Annotated in this window: 17 protein-coding genes and 2 pseudogenes; 3 read left to right on the forward strand and 16 right to left on the reverse strand. The window is 63.7% G+C overall.

The features are described 5' to 3' along the window. The first annotated feature begins 9 nt into the window (after positions 1-9). Positions 10-792, forward strand: coding sequence for a succinate dehydrogenase iron-sulfur subunit (locus NJLHNGOC_RS10035; RefSeq protein WP_113596237.1), 783 nt, complete (start codon positions 10-12; stop codon positions 790-792). Between the two features lie 112 nt (positions 793-904). Further along, positions 905-1,567 carry a tyrosine-protein phosphatase gene (locus NJLHNGOC_RS10040; RefSeq protein WP_113596238.1) on the forward strand — a complete coding sequence of 221 codons (663 nt, stop codon included), beginning with the start codon at positions 905-907 and terminating at the stop codon, positions 1,565-1,567. Positions 1,568-1,573: 6 nt separating this feature from the next. On the opposite strand, the gene NJLHNGOC_RS10045 is transcribed toward NJLHNGOC_RS10040, so the two are convergent. From NJLHNGOC_RS10045 to NJLHNGOC_RS10065, 5 genes are all read right to left on the reverse strand, one after another. Next, positions 1,574-2,014 carry a helix-turn-helix domain-containing protein gene (locus NJLHNGOC_RS10045; protein ID WP_239021460.1) on the reverse strand — a complete coding sequence of 147 codons (441 nt, stop codon included), beginning with the start codon at positions 2,012-2,014 and terminating at the stop codon, positions 1,574-1,576. 353 nt (positions 2,015-2,367) lie between these two features. Further along, on the reverse strand, positions 2,368-3,933 hold the full coding sequence (gene lnt / locus NJLHNGOC_RS10050; RefSeq protein WP_113596240.1) for an apolipoprotein N-acyltransferase: 1,566 nt from the start codon (positions 3,931-3,933) through the stop codon (positions 2,368-2,370). A gap of 42 nt (positions 3,934-3,975) precedes the next feature. Continuing rightward, complete coding sequence (locus tag NJLHNGOC_RS10055; RefSeq protein WP_113596241.1) at positions 3,976-4,821, reverse strand: GNAT family N-acetyltransferase; 846 nt, start codon at positions 4,819-4,821, stop codon at positions 3,976-3,978. Then, positions 4,818-5,312 carry a Fur family transcriptional regulator gene (locus tag NJLHNGOC_RS10060; RefSeq protein ID WP_113596242.1) on the reverse strand — a complete coding sequence of 165 codons (495 nt, stop codon included), beginning with the start codon at positions 5,310-5,312 and terminating at the stop codon, positions 4,818-4,820. The genes NJLHNGOC_RS10055 and NJLHNGOC_RS10060 overlap by 4 nt, the downstream gene beginning before the upstream one ends. A gap of 46 nt (positions 5,313-5,358) precedes the next feature. After that, the gene (locus NJLHNGOC_RS10065) at positions 5,359-5,763 is read right to left on the reverse strand and encodes a MucR family transcriptional regulator (RefSeq protein WP_110528133.1); all 405 of its coding nucleotides are present in this window, start codon (positions 5,761-5,763) and stop codon (positions 5,359-5,361) included. A 90-nt stretch (positions 5,764-5,853) separates the two neighbouring features. On the opposite strand from NJLHNGOC_RS10065, the gene NJLHNGOC_RS10070 reads away from it, so the two are divergent. Further along, positions 5,854-6,111 (forward strand): sulfurtransferase TusA family protein, encoded by a 258-nt coding sequence (locus NJLHNGOC_RS10070; protein ID WP_113596243.1) that lies wholly within the window; start codon positions 5,854-5,856, stop codon positions 6,109-6,111. 6 nt (positions 6,112-6,117) lie between these two features. Here the strand turns inward: NJLHNGOC_RS10070 and rimI are convergent, their stop codons facing one another. The 11 genes and pseudogenes from rimI to prfB form a co-directional block, all read right to left on the reverse strand. Continuing rightward, complete coding sequence (rimI, locus tag NJLHNGOC_RS10075) at positions 6,118-6,603, reverse strand: ribosomal protein S18-alanine N-acetyltransferase (protein WP_113596244.1); 486 nt, start codon at positions 6,601-6,603, stop codon at positions 6,118-6,120. Between the two features lie 3 nt (positions 6,604-6,606). Further along, positions 6,607-7,344, reverse strand: coding sequence for a tRNA (adenosine(37)-N6)-threonylcarbamoyltransferase complex dimerization subunit type 1 TsaB (gene tsaB / locus NJLHNGOC_RS10080; protein ID WP_338045548.1), 738 nt, complete (start codon positions 7,342-7,344; stop codon positions 6,607-6,609). Positions 7,345-7,347: 3 nt separating this feature from the next. Continuing rightward, positions 7,348-7,932 carry a malonic semialdehyde reductase gene (locus NJLHNGOC_RS10085; protein WP_110528146.1) on the reverse strand — a complete coding sequence of 195 codons (585 nt, stop codon included), beginning with the start codon at positions 7,930-7,932 and terminating at the stop codon, positions 7,348-7,350. 22 nt (positions 7,933-7,954) lie between these two features. Further along, positions 7,955-8,518, reverse strand: a complete 564-nt coding sequence (locus NJLHNGOC_RS10090; protein ID WP_113596245.1) for a NifU family protein — start codon at positions 8,516-8,518, stop codon at positions 7,955-7,957. A gap of 174 nt (positions 8,519-8,692) precedes the next feature. Continuing rightward, positions 8,693-10,081, reverse strand: a complete 1,389-nt coding sequence (locus NJLHNGOC_RS10095) for an ATP-binding protein (RefSeq protein ID WP_113596246.1) — start codon at positions 10,079-10,081, stop codon at positions 8,693-8,695. Positions 10,082-10,099: 18 nt separating this feature from the next. Next, positions 10,100-10,876, reverse strand: a complete 777-nt coding sequence (locus NJLHNGOC_RS10100) for a response regulator (RefSeq protein ID WP_113596301.1) — start codon at positions 10,874-10,876, stop codon at positions 10,100-10,102. A gap of 255 nt (positions 10,877-11,131) precedes the next feature. Further along, positions 11,132-12,416, reverse strand: a pseudogene (locus NJLHNGOC_RS10105) (tetratricopeptide repeat protein). After that, a complete protein-coding gene (locus NJLHNGOC_RS15695; RefSeq protein WP_133258725.1) occupies positions 12,413-12,619 on the reverse strand; it encodes a hypothetical protein in 207 nt (68 codons plus the stop codon). Before NJLHNGOC_RS15695 ends, NJLHNGOC_RS10105 begins: the two are co-directional and overlap by 4 nt. Beyond that, a pseudogene (locus tag NJLHNGOC_RS16690) lies at positions 12,616-13,496 on the reverse strand (MotA/TolQ/ExbB proton channel family protein). The gene NJLHNGOC_RS15695 and the pseudogene NJLHNGOC_RS16690 overlap by 4 nt, the downstream one beginning before the upstream one ends. Position 13,497: 1 nt before the next feature. Continuing rightward, complete coding sequence (locus NJLHNGOC_RS10115) at positions 13,498-13,800, reverse strand: hypothetical protein (protein ID WP_113596247.1); 303 nt, start codon at positions 13,798-13,800, stop codon at positions 13,498-13,500. A gap of 279 nt (positions 13,801-14,079) precedes the next feature. Continuing rightward, positions 14,080-15,211, reverse strand: a protein-coding gene (gene prfB / locus NJLHNGOC_RS10120; RefSeq protein WP_113596248.1) for a peptide chain release factor 2 whose coding sequence is annotated in 2 segments (ribosomal slippage) — positions 14,080-15,141 and positions 15,143-15,211 — 1,131 coding nt in all. Because the reading frame shifts where the segments join, the coding sequence is not laid out codon by codon here. Positions 15,212-15,215 lie beyond the last annotated feature (4 nt).

Consider the following 15,215-nt stretch of genomic DNA (forward strand, 5'->3'; position numbering starts at 1 on the left):
AACGAGACGATGGTCGAATTCAGACTGCCAAGAAACAGCACGGTGGGCAAAGGGCGCATCTTTACCGCCCCCACCGGCGCCAAGAACGTCAAGTCATTCCGGATCTATCGCTGGAGCCCGGATAACAACGACAACCCCGTGATCGATACGTACGAGATCGATCTGGACCGCATTGGTCCGATGGTCCTTGATGCGCTGATCCACATCAAGAACGATATCGACCCCACCCTGACCTTCCGGCGGTCCTGCCGCGAAGGGATCTGCGGGTCATGCGCGATGAACATCGCGGGTGAAAACACGCTGGCCTGCCTCAAGCCGATCCGTGACCTTGATGGCGACGTGGCGATCTATCCGCTGCCGCACATGCCGATCGTCAAGGATCTGGTGCCCGACCTCGATGGCGCCTATGCACAGCTGCGCTCCATCGATCCGTGGCTGAAGTCCGACACGCTGCCCCCGCCCGACGGGGAACGCCTGCAGAGCATCGAGGAACGCGCGGAACTGGATGGCATGTGGGAATGCATCCTGTGCTTCTGCTGCTCCACCTCCTGCCCGTCCTACTGGTGGAATGGCGACCGTTACCTTGGTCCGGCCACGCTGCTTGCGGCGTATCGCTGGATCGCGGACAGCCGCGATGAATATGCGGGCGCGCGTCTGGATGCGCTTGAAGATCCGATGAAGCTGTATGCCTGCCGCACCATCATGAACTGCACCCAGACCTGCCCCAAGGGTCTCAACCCGGCCAAGGCGATCGGGCGGCTGAAGGAACTTCAGCTGGAACGCAAGGGCTGATCCCCAGGGACTGATCCCACGGCGCATGGACCGTGACGGATTGACGAACGAAGCGCCGGATGGGACATATCCGGCGCTTTTTTCGTATCTGCACCCATGAAAGGATGCGCCCGTGTTCGATGGAACCCTGTCCAGCGCGTCAGGACGTGGACGTGCCTGGATCGACAGCCTGTTCGTGGATCATGCCATCCTGCGCATGACATGGACGAATTTCCGCACCGTCATTCCCGGCCGGGTCTATCGCTGCAATCACCCCACCCCCTGGCGGCTGGCCATGGCCACCCGGCGGCTGCGCCTGAAAACGCTGGTCAACCTGCGCGGACATCGCAAATGCGGTTCCGACGCGCTGTCGCGGGATGCCGCGCGACGGCTGGGGCTGAAGCATATCGACATGGCGTTCGAAAGCCGCAACGCCCCCCATCGCGACCGGATCGAACGGTTCGAGACCATCTACCGCTCCATCACGTTCCCCATGCTGATGCATTGCAAGTCAGGGGCGGACCGGACGGGCCTTGCCGCGGGGCTTGTCATCCTGTTCGAAGGTGGAACCGCGCGGGAGGCGCTGCGTCAGCTTTCATGGAAGAACGGGCATTTCAACAGTTCGCGCACCGGCGTGCTGGATGCTTTCTTCCTGCGCTACCAGGCCGAGGCGGAGGGACGCATTCCCTTCATGCAGTGGGTCCGCACCGAATATGACGAAGACCGCCTGCGCCACGATTTCCGCGCGGGGAAAATCGGCGCCTTCCTCAATGACAGGGTCCTGCGCCGGGAATAGCGTGGGTCAGGCCGCCATCGAGCGCACAAGTTCAAGCACGCGCCTGCGTACGGCCGGGTCGCTGATGCGATAATACGAACGCACCAGATCGATCGTCTCCCGCCGCGACAGCAGGGCCAGTTCATTGCTGGCGAAACGGTCCTCCGTGCCTTCGGGCTGGCTTGCGATCGGCACGCCGCCAAAGGATTCGCGCGATTCGGCAAAGGACGTCATCGCCGTGCCCGGCGGGACATCCGACTGCGGCGCATTGTCCTGCGGCATTCCGTCGAAAAAGAACGCGATCGGAACATCAAGCACACGCGCAAGATCATACAGGCGCGAGGCACCGACACGATTTGCGCCACGTTCATATTTCTGGACCTGCTGGAATGTCAGGCCAAGCGCCGTCCCAAGCCGTTCCTGCGACATGCCGAGCAATGTACGGCGCAGTCTGATGCGACTGCCCACATACACATCTACAGGACTGGGAGAACTAGACAGCTTGCTATTCACAACAGATGTCCTATGCCAGAAATACCATTTTCTGATAAATTATCAGTTAGTTATATATTAAACAAAACAGTTATAGGGTTCATCGTTAACCTTTTGTAAAGGGAGAATTTATATCATCCTCAAAAGACCAGCGATAATTCTTTTTATTTACAACCCCTTAACCATAAGGGCGCAAACAAGACTTTTTTTGTGCCCTTTTATTTCGCTATGTAATTTCGTTTCATATATCGGAATTTTACAGACTATCCGCAGTGGCGATCCTAACGGGACGTATGGCGAATCGTTCCGCCGGCCTGTCCCCGTACATGTTAGGACCGGCGGGTCATGCCCCGGCCACGCAGTCCCGCCACCAGTGCGGCTGTCAGCGTCAGCAATGCCAGCAGCAACGGCACCAGCCGCCCCCACCGTGCAAAGAATGGGGGGGACAGCGCCTCTGGCATGGGCTGGACTATAGTACCCGTACGATCCCAGCCCAGCCATGCCGTTTCATGGCCGTAACCATCAAATATGGCTGAAATGCCGGTATTCGCGGCACGGGCGACAGGAAGCCCTTCCTCCACCGCGCGCATCCTGACGGCGGCAAGATGCTGGCGCGGTCCCGCGCTGTTTCCGTACCAGCCGTCGTTGGTGCTGTTGAGCAACCATGCGGGACGGTCATGGGGATCGACCGTCTGTCCTGAAAAAATGACTTCGTAACAGATCAGGGGACCAAACGGGGACACGCCCGGCACGTGCCATGTCCGCACGCCCCCGCCTGCCGCCATGCCATCGCCCGGCACGACGTGAAACGGCAGCAGGGCGGGCTGGTATTCGCCAAAAGGCACCAGATGGGATTTGTCATAGATATCGGCAACCCGCCCGTCCGGCGGCACAAGCATCACCATGCTGTTGCGCCAGCGATCCTGATCATCCTGTCGCAGGGTGCCGATCACGCCCGCAGCAGCCCCCTGCCCGGCCTGCATGATCATGCGCCGCGCGATCGCATCTTCCAGCAACAGGCCGGGAAAGGCGGATTCAGGCCAGGCGAACACGATGGGCCGTCCCTGCGTGCCCTGACGCAGGGCCTGATCCACCCCCTGACGGGTCAGGCTCAGATAACGGCGGAAAATCGCCACATCCTCGTTCCCCGCCATCTTTTCCGCTTCCGGCACGTTTCCCTGCACCAGCACCACAACGGGATTGTGCTCCGAAACAGCCCTGTCCGGGTGCAGGGACAGCCGCGTGATCCCTGCCACCACCCACAGCGCAAGGGTGGCCGACATGAACATCCACCCGCGCCGTCCCCATAATGGCGCCAGCGCCAGCAGCACCGTCAGCAGCGTCAGCCCATCCACGCCAATCCATGCCGCGGGCTGGATCATTACATCCCCTGCATAACCGGGGAATTCCCATACGCTGCCTGGGGGATTCCATGGAAATCCGCTGAATATGAAAACACGCATCATATCCGCGATCGTCCACGTGGATGCCAGCACAAGGCAGCGCGCCATTCCCGCAGGGACAATCCGCGCCAGCGCCGCCGGCACGGCAGTAGTGGGCGTAAGGATCAGCGCGCATCCGGGCGAGGCCAGCGGCACCAGCCACCAGAACGAATCCATGCGCAGCATGATCGCATCCGTCAGCCAGTACAGCCCGGCCGTATGGAACCCGAGGCCAAACATGAACCCGCATCGCGCCGCGCCGCGCCAGTCCGGGGCGGCATCGATCATGCGCATCAGGACCGGGAAGCACAGCGCCAGCACCACGACCACATGCACCGGCGGCAGCGCCAGCGCCGCCAGTGCGCCCGTCAGCAGCAGCGCGACATCCGCACGCCATCCCCGCAGATGCACCAGTGCGTCGTATCTTGCGCGCAGAACAGCCGGGATCGTCATTCCGGCGCGAATATCCGCAGGCTGCTGCCCCGGCCCGTTCCCTTAATCAAGGGCGTCACGCAGGCGACGTTCGTAATGACGGTAATATTTGTCCGCCAGCAGTTCGCTTTTGACCAGCACGGCGACATCTGTCGTATTGAACTGCGTATCGATCACCGCGCCATCGCCGACATAACCACCCAGACGCAGGTAACCCTTGATCAGCGGTGGCAGCCCCGCAAGACAGCGGCGATGGTCCAGCGTCTGCGGATCACGGCGCAGCATTTCCACCCGGCGTTCCGGCAGGGCGCGCACACGCAGCGCCGGCGGCGCAAGATGGTTATGATACAGATAGGTCAGTTCGTTGCTTAACGGTTCGGGATCGGTGCCCGGCAGGCTGGCGCACCCGAACAGCACGTCGATGCGGTGCAGGAAGATATAGGATGCGATCCCGCGCCACAGAAGCTGCATCGCCGCACGACCGCGATAGGCACGATCGACGCACGACCGCCCCACCTCCAGCAGGCGTCCGGGGAATTCCGTCAGCGGCGAAATGTCATATTCGCCCGAGGAATAGAAACGGCCAAGCCTGCGTCCCGCATCGCCTTGCATCAGGCGATACGTGCCGACCACTCCCTTCGCGCCAGAGGAAATGGCGTGGTCGATGACCAGGAGGTGGTCGGCATATTCATCGAATTCATCGACGTCGCGACGTAGGCGCCGGGTGCGCTCATCCGGCTGCGCGCCCATTTCCTCGTAAAAGACGCGATAACGCAGGGCCTGCGCGGCATCGCGTTCCTCGTCCGTGCAGGCAATACGGACCCGGAGGTTACCGCCCCGCAGTTCGGGAAAGCCGTTACGCTCCAGATCCAGCGTGGAAAGGGAGTGCATGCTTTTCTCCACACTCATCGTTTTGACCTGCCTGTCGGACGCGCCGTCGTCGTGCGGGGGGGCGATTCGTCCTTTGTATCCGCAGTCCTTTTCCGGGCGAAAAGTTCCAGCCGGTGCGATACGAGATCGAAACCAAGGTCATTGGCGATCCGGCGCAGCAGCCGGGCATGCTCCTCGTCCTCGAACTCGATCACCTTGCCCGTATCGACATCGATCAGGTGATAATGGTCGCCTTCCTCCGTGGCCTCGTAGCGGGCACGGCCACCGCCGAAATCGCGGCGTTCGAGGATTCCCTTTTCCTCCAGCAGACGCACGGTGCGATAGACCGTGGCAACCGAAATACGCGAATCAAGCGTCGCCGCGCGGCGATACAGTTCTTCCACATCGGGATGATCCTGCGCTTCGGACAGGACGCGCGCGATCACCCGCCGCTGCCCTGTCATCTTCAGGCCCCGTTCGATACACATGCGCCCGATGCGCGATTCCATTACGTCATTACCTGCTGCCATGATTACAGGCGTAGCCTATCATCAGATCGATTGTCCAACGACACCGTTATTCTTCGCGCTTGGTTCCCAACCCGATCTTCCGCGCCAGGGACGAGCGGTGGCTGGCATAGCTGGGCGCGACCATGGGGTAGTCATGCGGCAGTCCCCAGCGTTCGCGATATTCCTCCGGCGTCATGTTATAGGCCGTCTTCAGATGCCGCTTGAGCATCTTCAGCTTCTTTCCGTCCTCGAGACAGACGATGTAATCGGGAAAGACCGACTTCTTCAGCGGGACCGCCGGAACCGGTTTTTCAGGCGCGGCCTCCACCTTTCCAAGCGCGGCCATCGTTTCATATACCTGATGAATCAGATCCGGCAGGGTTTCGGCATCCAGCGTATTACGCGCGACATAGGCAGACACGATTTCCGCGGTCAGTTCCCGCAGTTCCACATCCGCTGTTTCATCAGCCATCAACTTGATCCTGTCAGTAGAAATACATGCGTCTTATATAAATAATCCAGACAAGACCGCAACCATACTCATGAAAGAATGTCAGGTAACATGGCCGATACTGGTATGATGGAAATAGATATCACGCATGAGGTCTGTCCCATGACATTCGTGCGCACCCGGCTTGCGCTGGACCGGCTGCCGCCGGGGGGACACCTGCAGGTGCGGCTGCGTGGTGCCGAACCGCTGGACAATGTCAGCCGCAGTGTGCGCCTGCTGGGCCATGACATCGCACGGCACGAGACGCTGGCCGATGGCGTGACGCATGTCCTGCTCATCATCAAAAAAACGTCATCGCCCGCCGGATGATCCCACCTATGCCACGGACGGCGCGATATCGCAGGCCATGACCAGCGCGTCCGACCCGTCCGGGTAGTACCGGCGCCGCTGTCCCACCGTGCGAAATCCCGCGCCCTGGTACAGCGCGATGGCGGCGGCGTTATGCGTCCCGACCTCCAGGAACAGGCGCGCGACACCGTGGCTGGCCGCCACGTGCCGCAACCATGACAGCAGCGTGCGGGCCATGCCCCGCCGCCGGAAGGCGGGATCCACCGCCAGCGTCAGGATTTCGGCCTCATCAACGACATGCCGGGCCATGAGGAACCCGGCAGGCACCTGCGCGCCATCCGCCACGGTCATGACCACGCCCAGCCAGGTGCCGGGCATGGCCATGACCGCCTGCAACGCCTGCGCATTCCATTGCTGATCGGCGGAAAAGGCCGCCGCGTGAATCCGCGCCAGCACGGACAGGTCCGCCGCGTCGGCCGACAGGGCAACGACGTGGCGGTCATCCTCCACCATGTCCTACTCCGCCCTGCGCGGGGGCGGACGCAGCCCCGCCGCGGGCAGCCTGGCCTCCGGCGGATCAACATAGAGGGGCTGCACGTCGCGCGGCGGCAGTTCGCCCTCGCGACGCTGCAGGGCGGCATGGACGATCTGGCACGCATCCGGCCCCGTCAGGGCGGACAGGATCATGTCGTCACGTCCCGGCCCGTCATGCCCTTGCCCGCAGGCGTCGAAGACCTGTCGCGCGGCATTGCCCGCCAGCAGGACGGGACCGGGGGGAATGGCGTCGGGATCATCCAGCATGACGGCACGGATATCGCCACGTCCCGTCCCGGCGGGAATGGATTCGACAAAGGCGCGTCCACGCCGCGCAACGGAACAGCACAGGATGCGCGTGCCCGGCGGGACGGCCTGCGCACGCAATGCATCGGCCATGGCCTCGCCCGTCGTGACGCCGATCACCTCACATCCCAGCCCCAGCGAAAGGCCCTGCGCAAACGCGACCGAGGCACGCAGCCCGGTAAACGATCCCGGCCCCACCACCACGGCCACCATGTCCAGCGTCGTCACCGACCAGCCACATGCGGCGATCAGTTCGCGCGCCAGCAGGGGGAAGGCCTCCGACCCGCCCCGGCCTTCCACCTCGCGCACCTGTTCAACCCGGCACCCCGCCGCGGGCGTGACTTCCACACAGGCGATCAGCGCGCGCGCCTGCGCCCCGGCAGAAGCCCCGTCAAGAACCAGAACCCGCATCATGCGTCAGGCCATCACGCAGGCATCGTCGAACTCAAGCCTCGGGGCGCGGGGCGTGTCGAACGCATGGTCGGCATAGCCAAGGCTGACGAGGAAATTGGCCCGCCAGCCATGCGCCTGCAGGAACGTTTCCTCCACCATCAGGGAATCGAATCCCGACATCGGCAGCGCATCCAGCCCCAGCGCGCGGGCGGCCATGATCAGATAGCCGCCCTGCAGCGTGCTGTTGCGCACGGCGGTTTCTTCCGCCAGTCCCACGTCGGCGGCAAACCATGACCGTACCCCCGGCGTGGGATTGAGGACATCCATGCGGTCGAAGAACAGCGGGTCATAGGCCACGATCACCGTGACAGGCGCGCTCATCACCCGTGCGACATTCCCCTCCGACAGGGCGGGGCGAAGGCGTTCGCGGCTGTCATGCGTGCGCAGGAAGACAAAGCGCGCGGGACAGCAGTTGCCCGATGTCGGCCCCAGCCGCACCAGATCGTACAGACGCCGCAGCGTCTCCTCCGTTACGGGACTGTCATTCCATGCCGCGGGCGTCCGCGCGGCACGAAACAGCAGGTCCAGTCCGGCATCCTCAAGAACCATGAAACTTTCCCACTCCGGCGTATCAGGCTTCGACCTGCTCTACCGATACCACTTCGGGGATATAATGGCGCAGCATGTTTTCCACGCCATGCTTCAGCGTCGCGCGCGACGACGGACAGCCGGAGCACGCGCCCTGCATCGTCAGGCGCACGATCCCGTCGTGATAGCCGCGAAAGACGATATCGCCGCCATCGCCCGCAACCGCGGGGCGCACGCGCGTATCCAGCAGTTCCTTGATCTGCTTGACGATTTCCTCATCCCCCGGGGCGATGACATCCTCGATCACCACGGCTTCCTGCTCCACCGGGGCCTGTCCAGTGGCGAGGTAGTCGGCAATGGCAGAAAGGACCTGCGGCTTCAGGTCATCCCATGCCACCGCATCGGCCTTGGTCACGGCGATGAAATCACCGCCAAAAAATACCCGCGCCACGCCATCAAGGTCGAACAGGACCTCCGCCAGGCGGGAACGTCCGGCCACCGAATCCGCGTCGATAAAGTCCGCCGTGGCGCCATTGGGCATGATATCCCGCCCCGGCAGGAACTTCAGGGTGGCGGGGTTGGGGGTATCTTCGGTTTCTATGAACATGCTGCGGTCTTTCCCGACAGGTAAAGGAAGGCGGATCTCTCCGGTCCTGTTAGCATCCACATGTGCCATGGTCCACGCCCGCACAAGCCCCTGTCGCAGGATAAGCCGGACGTGAACACGCCGGAACGGGGGACAGGCATGTCACAGGACGACCGCCCCCCGCGCCTGTCCACATCAGGAAGCGGTGATTTTACGTTCCGCCGTGCCGATGGCCTGCGTGGCGCGCGGCAGCACGATTTCGGCGCACAGGCCCCCGCCCTCCCGGTTGTAAAGGCGGAAGCTGCCGCCCTCGCGCATGATTTCGCGGTTGACGATCGCAAGGCCCAGCCCCATGCCGCCGGTCGCGCGCGAGCGTGATCCCTCCACCCGGTAAAAGGGCGTGGAAACCCGCGACAGTTCCGCCTCCGGCAGGCCCGGCCCGTCATCCTCCACGCGGATATGGATGCCATCGGCCGCCACCTGCAGCACGACATGGGCATTGCCGCCGTAATTCAGGGCATTGTCGATCAGGTTGCCGATCACCCGCTTCATCGCCAGCGGCCGCACGACCGCATGGGCCTGATGCGGTCCCTCATACGTCACGGGCCGTCCCTGATCGGCGTCGTCATCGACACGGGTCGCGATGATGGAGGCAAGGTTGACCGAACGCGCGGGTTCGGGGTCATTTTCCCCGGCAAGATAGGCCAGCACGCCCGCGATCATGGCCTCCATCTCGCTCACGTCGGCCTCTATTTCCGCCTGCACCGCCGTATCTTCCAGAAACCCCGCCCGCAGGCGCAGGCGCGCCAGCGGCGTGCGCAGGTCATGCGACACGGCGGCCAGAGCCTCCGTCCGGTCGGCGATCAGGCGGCCGATACGCTCCTGCATCGCATTGATGGCACGCGCGAGGTAGCGGACCTCACGCGGGCCCTTGTCCTCCAGCGGCACCCACTGGCCGGATCCCACCGTATCCGCCACCTGCGCCAGAGCGCGCAGCGGCATGCTGAGCGCGCGGACAAGCATCCCCGCCGCCAGCAGCACCGCCCCCGCCAGGACGGCGGCGGAAACGATGCCCCGGCGCATATGGTGCGGCTGCAGCAGGTCGGGGGCGCTGAACCCCATGAAGCTGCCGTCGGGCAGGCGCAGGACGCCACGGATATCCGATGTGGCCCGCACCGTGTCGGACAGGTTGAGCACATTGCCCTGCAACGCGGGCACCGTCCCGGCCACGCGTTCATGCAGTCCCCGCAGCCCGCCGGGTTCGGGACGCACGACGCCTTCCTGCGCGCTGGTGCGCCAGTCGATGGTCAGGTCGGGGGTGGACAGCATCGCCGCCAGCACCATGCGCTGCGACGTGGGCGTGGCGGCCAGAACGCGCGCGTCGATGACCAGCCGTTCGCTGACCTGATCCAGCTGCGCATCGTCGATGGTATAGGTCTCGGCCTCTTCATAGAAAACCGAACTGCCGACAAAGACGAGCGCCACCGCCGCCAGCAGGACGAACATGACGCGCCCCACCAGCCCGCGCGGCCACAGCGTGATGCGACGGGAGGCCGGGGGAGCAGCGGGAGGAATGTTTTGCATGCGCGGATCCGCCGCCGGTCAGACCCGCTCCACCTCTGACGTGAAGATGTATCCCATGCCGCGCACCGTGCGGATCAGGTTGTCGGCATCCGGCCCTAGCTTGCGCCGCAGGCGGCTGACCAGCACGTCAACGCTGCGGTCGGACACATCCCCCAGACGCGTGCGCGACAGTTCCAGCAGGCGGTCGCGTCCGATCACGCGCTGCGGATTGTCCAGAAAGCTGGTCAGCAGGTCATGTTCGGCGCCCGAAATCTCCACCGCCGCGCCGGACGGGTCCGTCAGTTCGCGCCGGCGCAGGTCCAGCGTCCATCCGGCGAAGCGCAGCGTTTCCTTGCGCGGGCGACCGGCACTCGGCATCGTGATGCCCCCGCCCCGCCGCCGCAGGACGGCACGCACGCGCGCCAGCAGTTCCTTCTGCCCAAAGGGCTTGGGCACGTAGTCATCCGCCCCGAGTTCAAGGCCGAGCACCCGGTCCAGTTCCTCCCCCCGGGCGGAGACCATGATGATCGGCACCTCGTTCGTATCGGCGCGGGTGGCGGGATCGCCCCCTTCGCCCGAACGCAGGGCGCGGCACAGGTCCAGCCCGTTCGTGCCGGGCAGCATGACATCAAGGATGATGAGATCCGCGGGCTGCGCCGCCAGCGCGTCCCACATTTCCGAAGCATCCTGCACCCCGCGCACGCGATAGCCATCGCCTTGCAACGCCCGCACGATCAGGGTGCGCATGCCGGCATCGTCCTCGACAACCACGATGCGGGCGGGAAGATCAGGATCAACAGATGGATGTGTGGTCATGCCTGGCAGTATTTCCCCGAAATTCACAAATGATCGCTGAAAGTCCGGCTTTCACCATATCCAACGTATGGAAAGGGCAAAAGGGTGCGTCATATGTCATAAAATGTCAGGGACATGCCCTGTCGCAATCGCGACAGGCAACGGCAGAAGGGACGCTGCCGTGCCCTTCCCGCCGGATATGACCGCCCCGGGGCCGGAAAACCGGTGATCCCGGGGCGGAGTGGCCTCAACTTATGGTTCAGGCCTCCTGTGATTTCAGGACTGGGAGCCCAGCTTGACCACCCAGAACTGCGCAAGGTCACGCGCGCCATTGTCGCCGCCGACGCTCTTCAGCGTGGCGATCGCCGCGGCCTTCTGCCCGGCCGCCGCCTGCGCCAGCCCCAGATGCAGTCTGGCGATATTGATGTCGGTCGGCCCCTTGGCGATGCCAGCGTTCATCAGCTGCAGGCCCTTGTCCGCCTGTCCGAACGTCACGTAGTTGTAACCGACCGTCAGCAGGGCATTCCCGTTGGGCGCGGCCTGCGCCTGCGTTTCCGCCGTGGCGATGTTGGCCTTGCGGTCCGCGACCGTCTGGACAATCATCTGCTTCAGGCGATCCTCACGCGCGGCACCCGCGTCATGACCCAGCACGTTCGTGCTGTAGCCCTCGTTCATCACATCGAGGGCGATCTGCGGCAGGCCCGCCTGCATCGCCAGTTCCGCAATGTCGATATATTCCGCCGGCGTCTTCACCAGACCCGCCGCCACGCGCACCCGGTCCACGTCCAGACGCAGCGCCGGGGCCATGTGCGGGTTGCTCAGCGCGGAATGCACCACCTGCGCCCAGTAATCCGGCTTGGGATAATACGTCGCCAGCAGGACATAGGTCTGCATCAGGGCGGACTGGTCATGCAGCTGCGCCTGACATGCCGCCAGCAGCTGCAGCTGGTTTTCCGTCGGCTTCGTGCCCGCCTTGGACTGCGCGTCGATCTGCATCTGCTGCGCGCGTGCCGCGTTGGCGTAATCCTTCTGCAGGTAATAGGCCTGGATCAGGATCGTGTACATCTGCGGGTTCGTGCCCCCCGCCTTGATGTATTTTTCCGCGACCTGCGCCGCGCGCGTGTAATCCTTGGCGGTATAGGCCATGCCGGCTTCGGCCTGGACCATCTGTTCCTTGGTCGCGGCCGGCGTGCGCGGGGAGGCGATCAGCTTGTCATAGGCGGAAATCGCTTCGGGGACATTGCCCGACTGCGCCGCGACGGCCGCGCGCATCTGATCGATCGTATAGGATTCGTAATCCGTCTTGCCCGATACCGCCTCGGCCGCGTTCACGGCGGCCATTGCCTCGGGATATTTATGCGCCGCAAGGGCACTCTGCGCGGTCTGGAGGTTCTTGCCCACCTTCTCGCCCAGGACATCGGCGGCCTGCGCGGGCTGCGTCATCAGGAACACAGACAACGGCAATGCCGTCACCGCCCCGGCAAACAGCATGCCACGCGACAGGAACGACGATTTCAACTTACTGCTTTTCAACTCATTGTCCTTTCCATGAATCGGTCATGACCCGTGATCGCAGATCACGCCACCAGTCTGCGACAGGGCGGCGCGGTACTGATCATCCCGCAGGCGGGAGGCAGCCGTGGTGACACGTAATGTATGGCATCCCATGGGCCCGGCAGGAACCGGCGTTGCGATCAACGCCGGCGACACGCCCCGGATGCGCGGCCCGATGCCCTGCGGGGGCAGCGGACCTGCCAGTCTCATTTCTCGTTGGGGTCAAGGTGACGGTAACCACCCAGCAGCACCGACTGCACGTCGGCGGCGAAGTTGCGGACCTCGTCCATCGCGCCCTTGTTGCGGCGGACCAGCAAGTTGTAACCCAGAACCGCCGGAACCGCGGTGCCAAGGCCGATGGCCGTCATGATCAGCGATTCACCGACCGGACCCGCGACCTTGTCGATNCGACGCGTTACCCGCGATGCCGATCGCCGTCAGCGCGTGATAGATACCCCAGACCGTGCCGAACAGACCCACGAACGGGGAGGTCGAACCCACCGTCCCGAGGAAGGCGAGGCCNGCCCTGCAGGCGCGTCTGGATCAGTTCGACAGAGCGGATGATCGACATCGTCGTCCATGTATGCAGGTCGATGGCTTCCTGCATCGTGCCTTCGTGATGTTCGGCCGCCGTGATCCCGGTTTCAGCGATATAGCGGAAGGGCGAGGCCTCCGGCATCGCGTCCGAACCGGCCTGGATGGTCGGCTTGTTCCAGAACTCGCTCTTCATGATCTTCGCATCCTTGAGGATGCGGGCCTGTTCGATGAACTTGCTGATCATGATGTACCAGGTGCCGACCGACATGACGACCATGATCAGCAGGACGGTACGGGCAATGAAATCACCGTTCGACCACAGGGCGCCCAGACCATACGGATTGGAGTCCGCCCCCCCTCCGCCTGCGGCGAAGGCCATGGCCGGCGCGGCCGTCATCAGCACAACGGCCGCGGTAAGAAGGGTACGATGCTGTCGGGTCATTGTAATCAAGATCCTCTGACGGGAAAAAAACGGTGCGGGGCCCCGGCGACACGAGGGACCGGCTGGCGACTGGGCCGGGACTGGCCCGTCATGGGGTGAAACGGCCATTTCAATGAACCGGGCGGTCGCGCGCCTGCATCATGCGCGCGATATCGGGCGGAGCGATATGCGGCACGACCGGGGTCACAAGAACGGGACCGCGCGGCAGCGCGGCGGCAGGCAGGAAGGACGGCGCGTCCCTGACGATCCGCAGCGGGATCAGCTGCGCGCGCGGGGGGGCGGGAAACATGTTCCATGATTTGGGATGCAGGCCATAGGCAAGGACGCCGACCGCAAGGACATGCAGACCCGCGACACCCGCGATTACCCGCCCGAATGGCGTCTGGCGGCGCTGCAGCCTTACATAATCCATTCCCGGAACCATCCTATCCCAATCAATGCCAGTGGCATCGCTGCGCGTATCCACCCCTCCGGAGGATGAAGGGGTGATGCATGATGGATGCCGGTTCCTGAATTGGGCGGCTTCCGCCGCCGCATGTCAAGGCGGTTATACACCGGGAACGGAACAATTTTACCCACAACCCCTTCATACCCCGGCGGAAAAGGCATCGTGACGAGACCATTTTCAACCGATGGAGGTATCGTGAATATGAATGGATGACCGGCCCGCCACTGACGGCGGGCCGGTTGGTCACTGCGCCTGCGCGCTTGCTTCCGAACGGGTGGCGCCCACCTGTGCGGCAAGGGCGGCCGCCATGAAGTCATCAAGGTCACCGTCAAGGACGGCGCCCGGATTCGTCTTTTCCACGTTTGTCCGCAGGTCCTTGACCAACTGATACGGCGCCAGGACGTAGGAACGGATCTGGTGCCCCCATCCGATATCCGTCTTGGCGGCCTCGGTCTGGGCGGCGGCGGCCTCCCGCCGCTGGAGTTCCTGTTCGTACATCCGCGCCTTGAGCATCGCCATCGCGGTTGCCCTGTTGCGGTGCTGCGAACGGTCGGTCTGGCAGGCCACGACGATGCCGGTGGGAATATGCGTGATGCGGATGGCCGATTCCGTCTTGTTGACGTGCTGCCCGCCCGCGCCGGACGCGCGGAAGGTATCGACACGCAGGTCGGCCTCGTTGATGTCGATTTCGATGGAATCGTCAATCACGGGATAGACCCACACCGATGCGAACGATGTCTGTCGCCGCGCCGCCGCGTCAAAGGGGGAAATGCGCACAAGGCGGTGGACCCCGGCCTCCGTCTTCAGCCAGCCATAGGCGTTGGGGCCGCTGACCTGGATGGTGGCGGATTTCAGCCCCGCCTGTTCCCCTTCGGAACTTTCCATCATGGTCACCTTGTAGCCGTGCTGCTCCGCCCAGCGGGTGTACATGCGCAGCAGCATTTCGGCCCAGTCCTGCGCCTCCGTCCCGCCTGCGCCGGCATTCACCTCAAGGTAGCAGTCATTGCCGTCCGCCTCGCCCGAAAGCAGGCTTTCGGTCTCGCGCCGCTTGGCTTCCTCGGCAAGGGCGCGCAGGGCCTGCACCCCTTCGGTGACGACATCGCCGTCGCCTTCCATTTCCGCCAGCTCCACGAGTTCGAGCGTATCGCGCACCTCGCCCTCGAGCTTCTGCACGCCCTCGATCTGGTTCGCCAGCAGGGTCCGCTCGCGCATCAGCTTCTGCGCGGCCTCGGCGTCATTCCACAGGTCGGGATCCTCGACGCGGTTGTTCAGTTCCGCCAGTCGTTCGATTGCGACATCCCAGTCAAAGATGCCTCCTCAGCAGCGCCACGGACTGCTTGATCTGGTCATTCAGGGCCTCGGTCTCGGCAGACATCGGG

Origin of the sequence: Novacetimonas cocois (assembly GCF_003311635.1) — a bacterium.
Lineage (GTDB): Bacteria > Pseudomonadota > Alphaproteobacteria > Acetobacterales > Acetobacteraceae > Novacetimonas > Novacetimonas cocois.

Excerpts from the sequence above, each read along its gene's own strand:
- NJLHNGOC_RS10035 (WP_113596237.1), top strand. The coding sequence starts at position 10 with ATGGTCGAATTCAGACTGCCAAGAAACAGCACGGTGGGCAAAGGGCGC.
- lnt (WP_113596240.1), bottom strand. The coding sequence starts at position 3,933 with ATGACGATCCCGGCTGTTCTGCGCGCAAGATACGACGCACTGGTGCAT.
- NJLHNGOC_RS10055 (WP_113596241.1), bottom strand. The coding sequence starts at position 4,821 with ATGAGTGTGGAGAAAAGCATGCACTCCCTTTCCACGCTGGATCTGGAG.
- NJLHNGOC_RS10060 (WP_113596242.1), bottom strand. The coding sequence starts at position 5,312 with ATGGCAGCAGGTAATGACGTAATGGAATCGCGCATCGGGCGCATGTGT.
- NJLHNGOC_RS10065 (WP_110528133.1), bottom strand. The coding sequence starts at position 5,763 with ATGGCTGATGAAACAGCGGATGTGGAACTGCGGGAACTGACCGCGGAA.
- NJLHNGOC_RS10070 (WP_113596243.1), top strand. The coding sequence starts at position 5,854 with ATGGCCGATACTGGTATGATGGAAATAGATATCACGCATGAGGTCTGT.
- rimI (WP_113596244.1), bottom strand. The coding sequence starts at position 6,603 with ATGGTGGAGGATGACCGCCACGTCGTTGCCCTGTCGGCCGACGCGGCG.
- tsaB (WP_338045548.1), bottom strand. The coding sequence starts at position 7,344 with ATGATGCGGGTTCTGGTTCTTGACGGGGCTTCTGCCGGGGCGCAGGCG.
- NJLHNGOC_RS10085 (WP_110528146.1), bottom strand. The coding sequence starts at position 7,932 with ATGGTTCTTGAGGATGCCGGACTGGACCTGCTGTTTCGTGCCGCGCGG.
- NJLHNGOC_RS10090 (WP_113596245.1), bottom strand. The coding sequence starts at position 8,518 with ATGTTCATAGAAACCGAAGATACCCCCAACCCCGCCACCCTGAAGTTC.
- NJLHNGOC_RS10095 (WP_113596246.1), bottom strand. The coding sequence starts at position 10,081 with ATGCAAAACATTCCTCCCGCTGCTCCCCCGGCCTCCCGTCGCATCACG.
- NJLHNGOC_RS10100 (WP_113596301.1), bottom strand. The coding sequence starts at position 10,876 with ATGACCACACATCCATCTGTTGATCCTGATCTTCCCGCCCGCATCGTG.
- NJLHNGOC_RS15695 (WP_133258725.1), bottom strand. The coding sequence starts at position 12,619 with ATGAGACTGGCAGGTCCGCTGCCCCCGCAGGGCATCGGGCCGCGCATC.
- NJLHNGOC_RS10115 (WP_113596247.1), bottom strand. The coding sequence starts at position 13,800 with ATGGATTATGTAAGGCTGCAGCGCCGCCAGACGCCATTCGGGCGGGTA.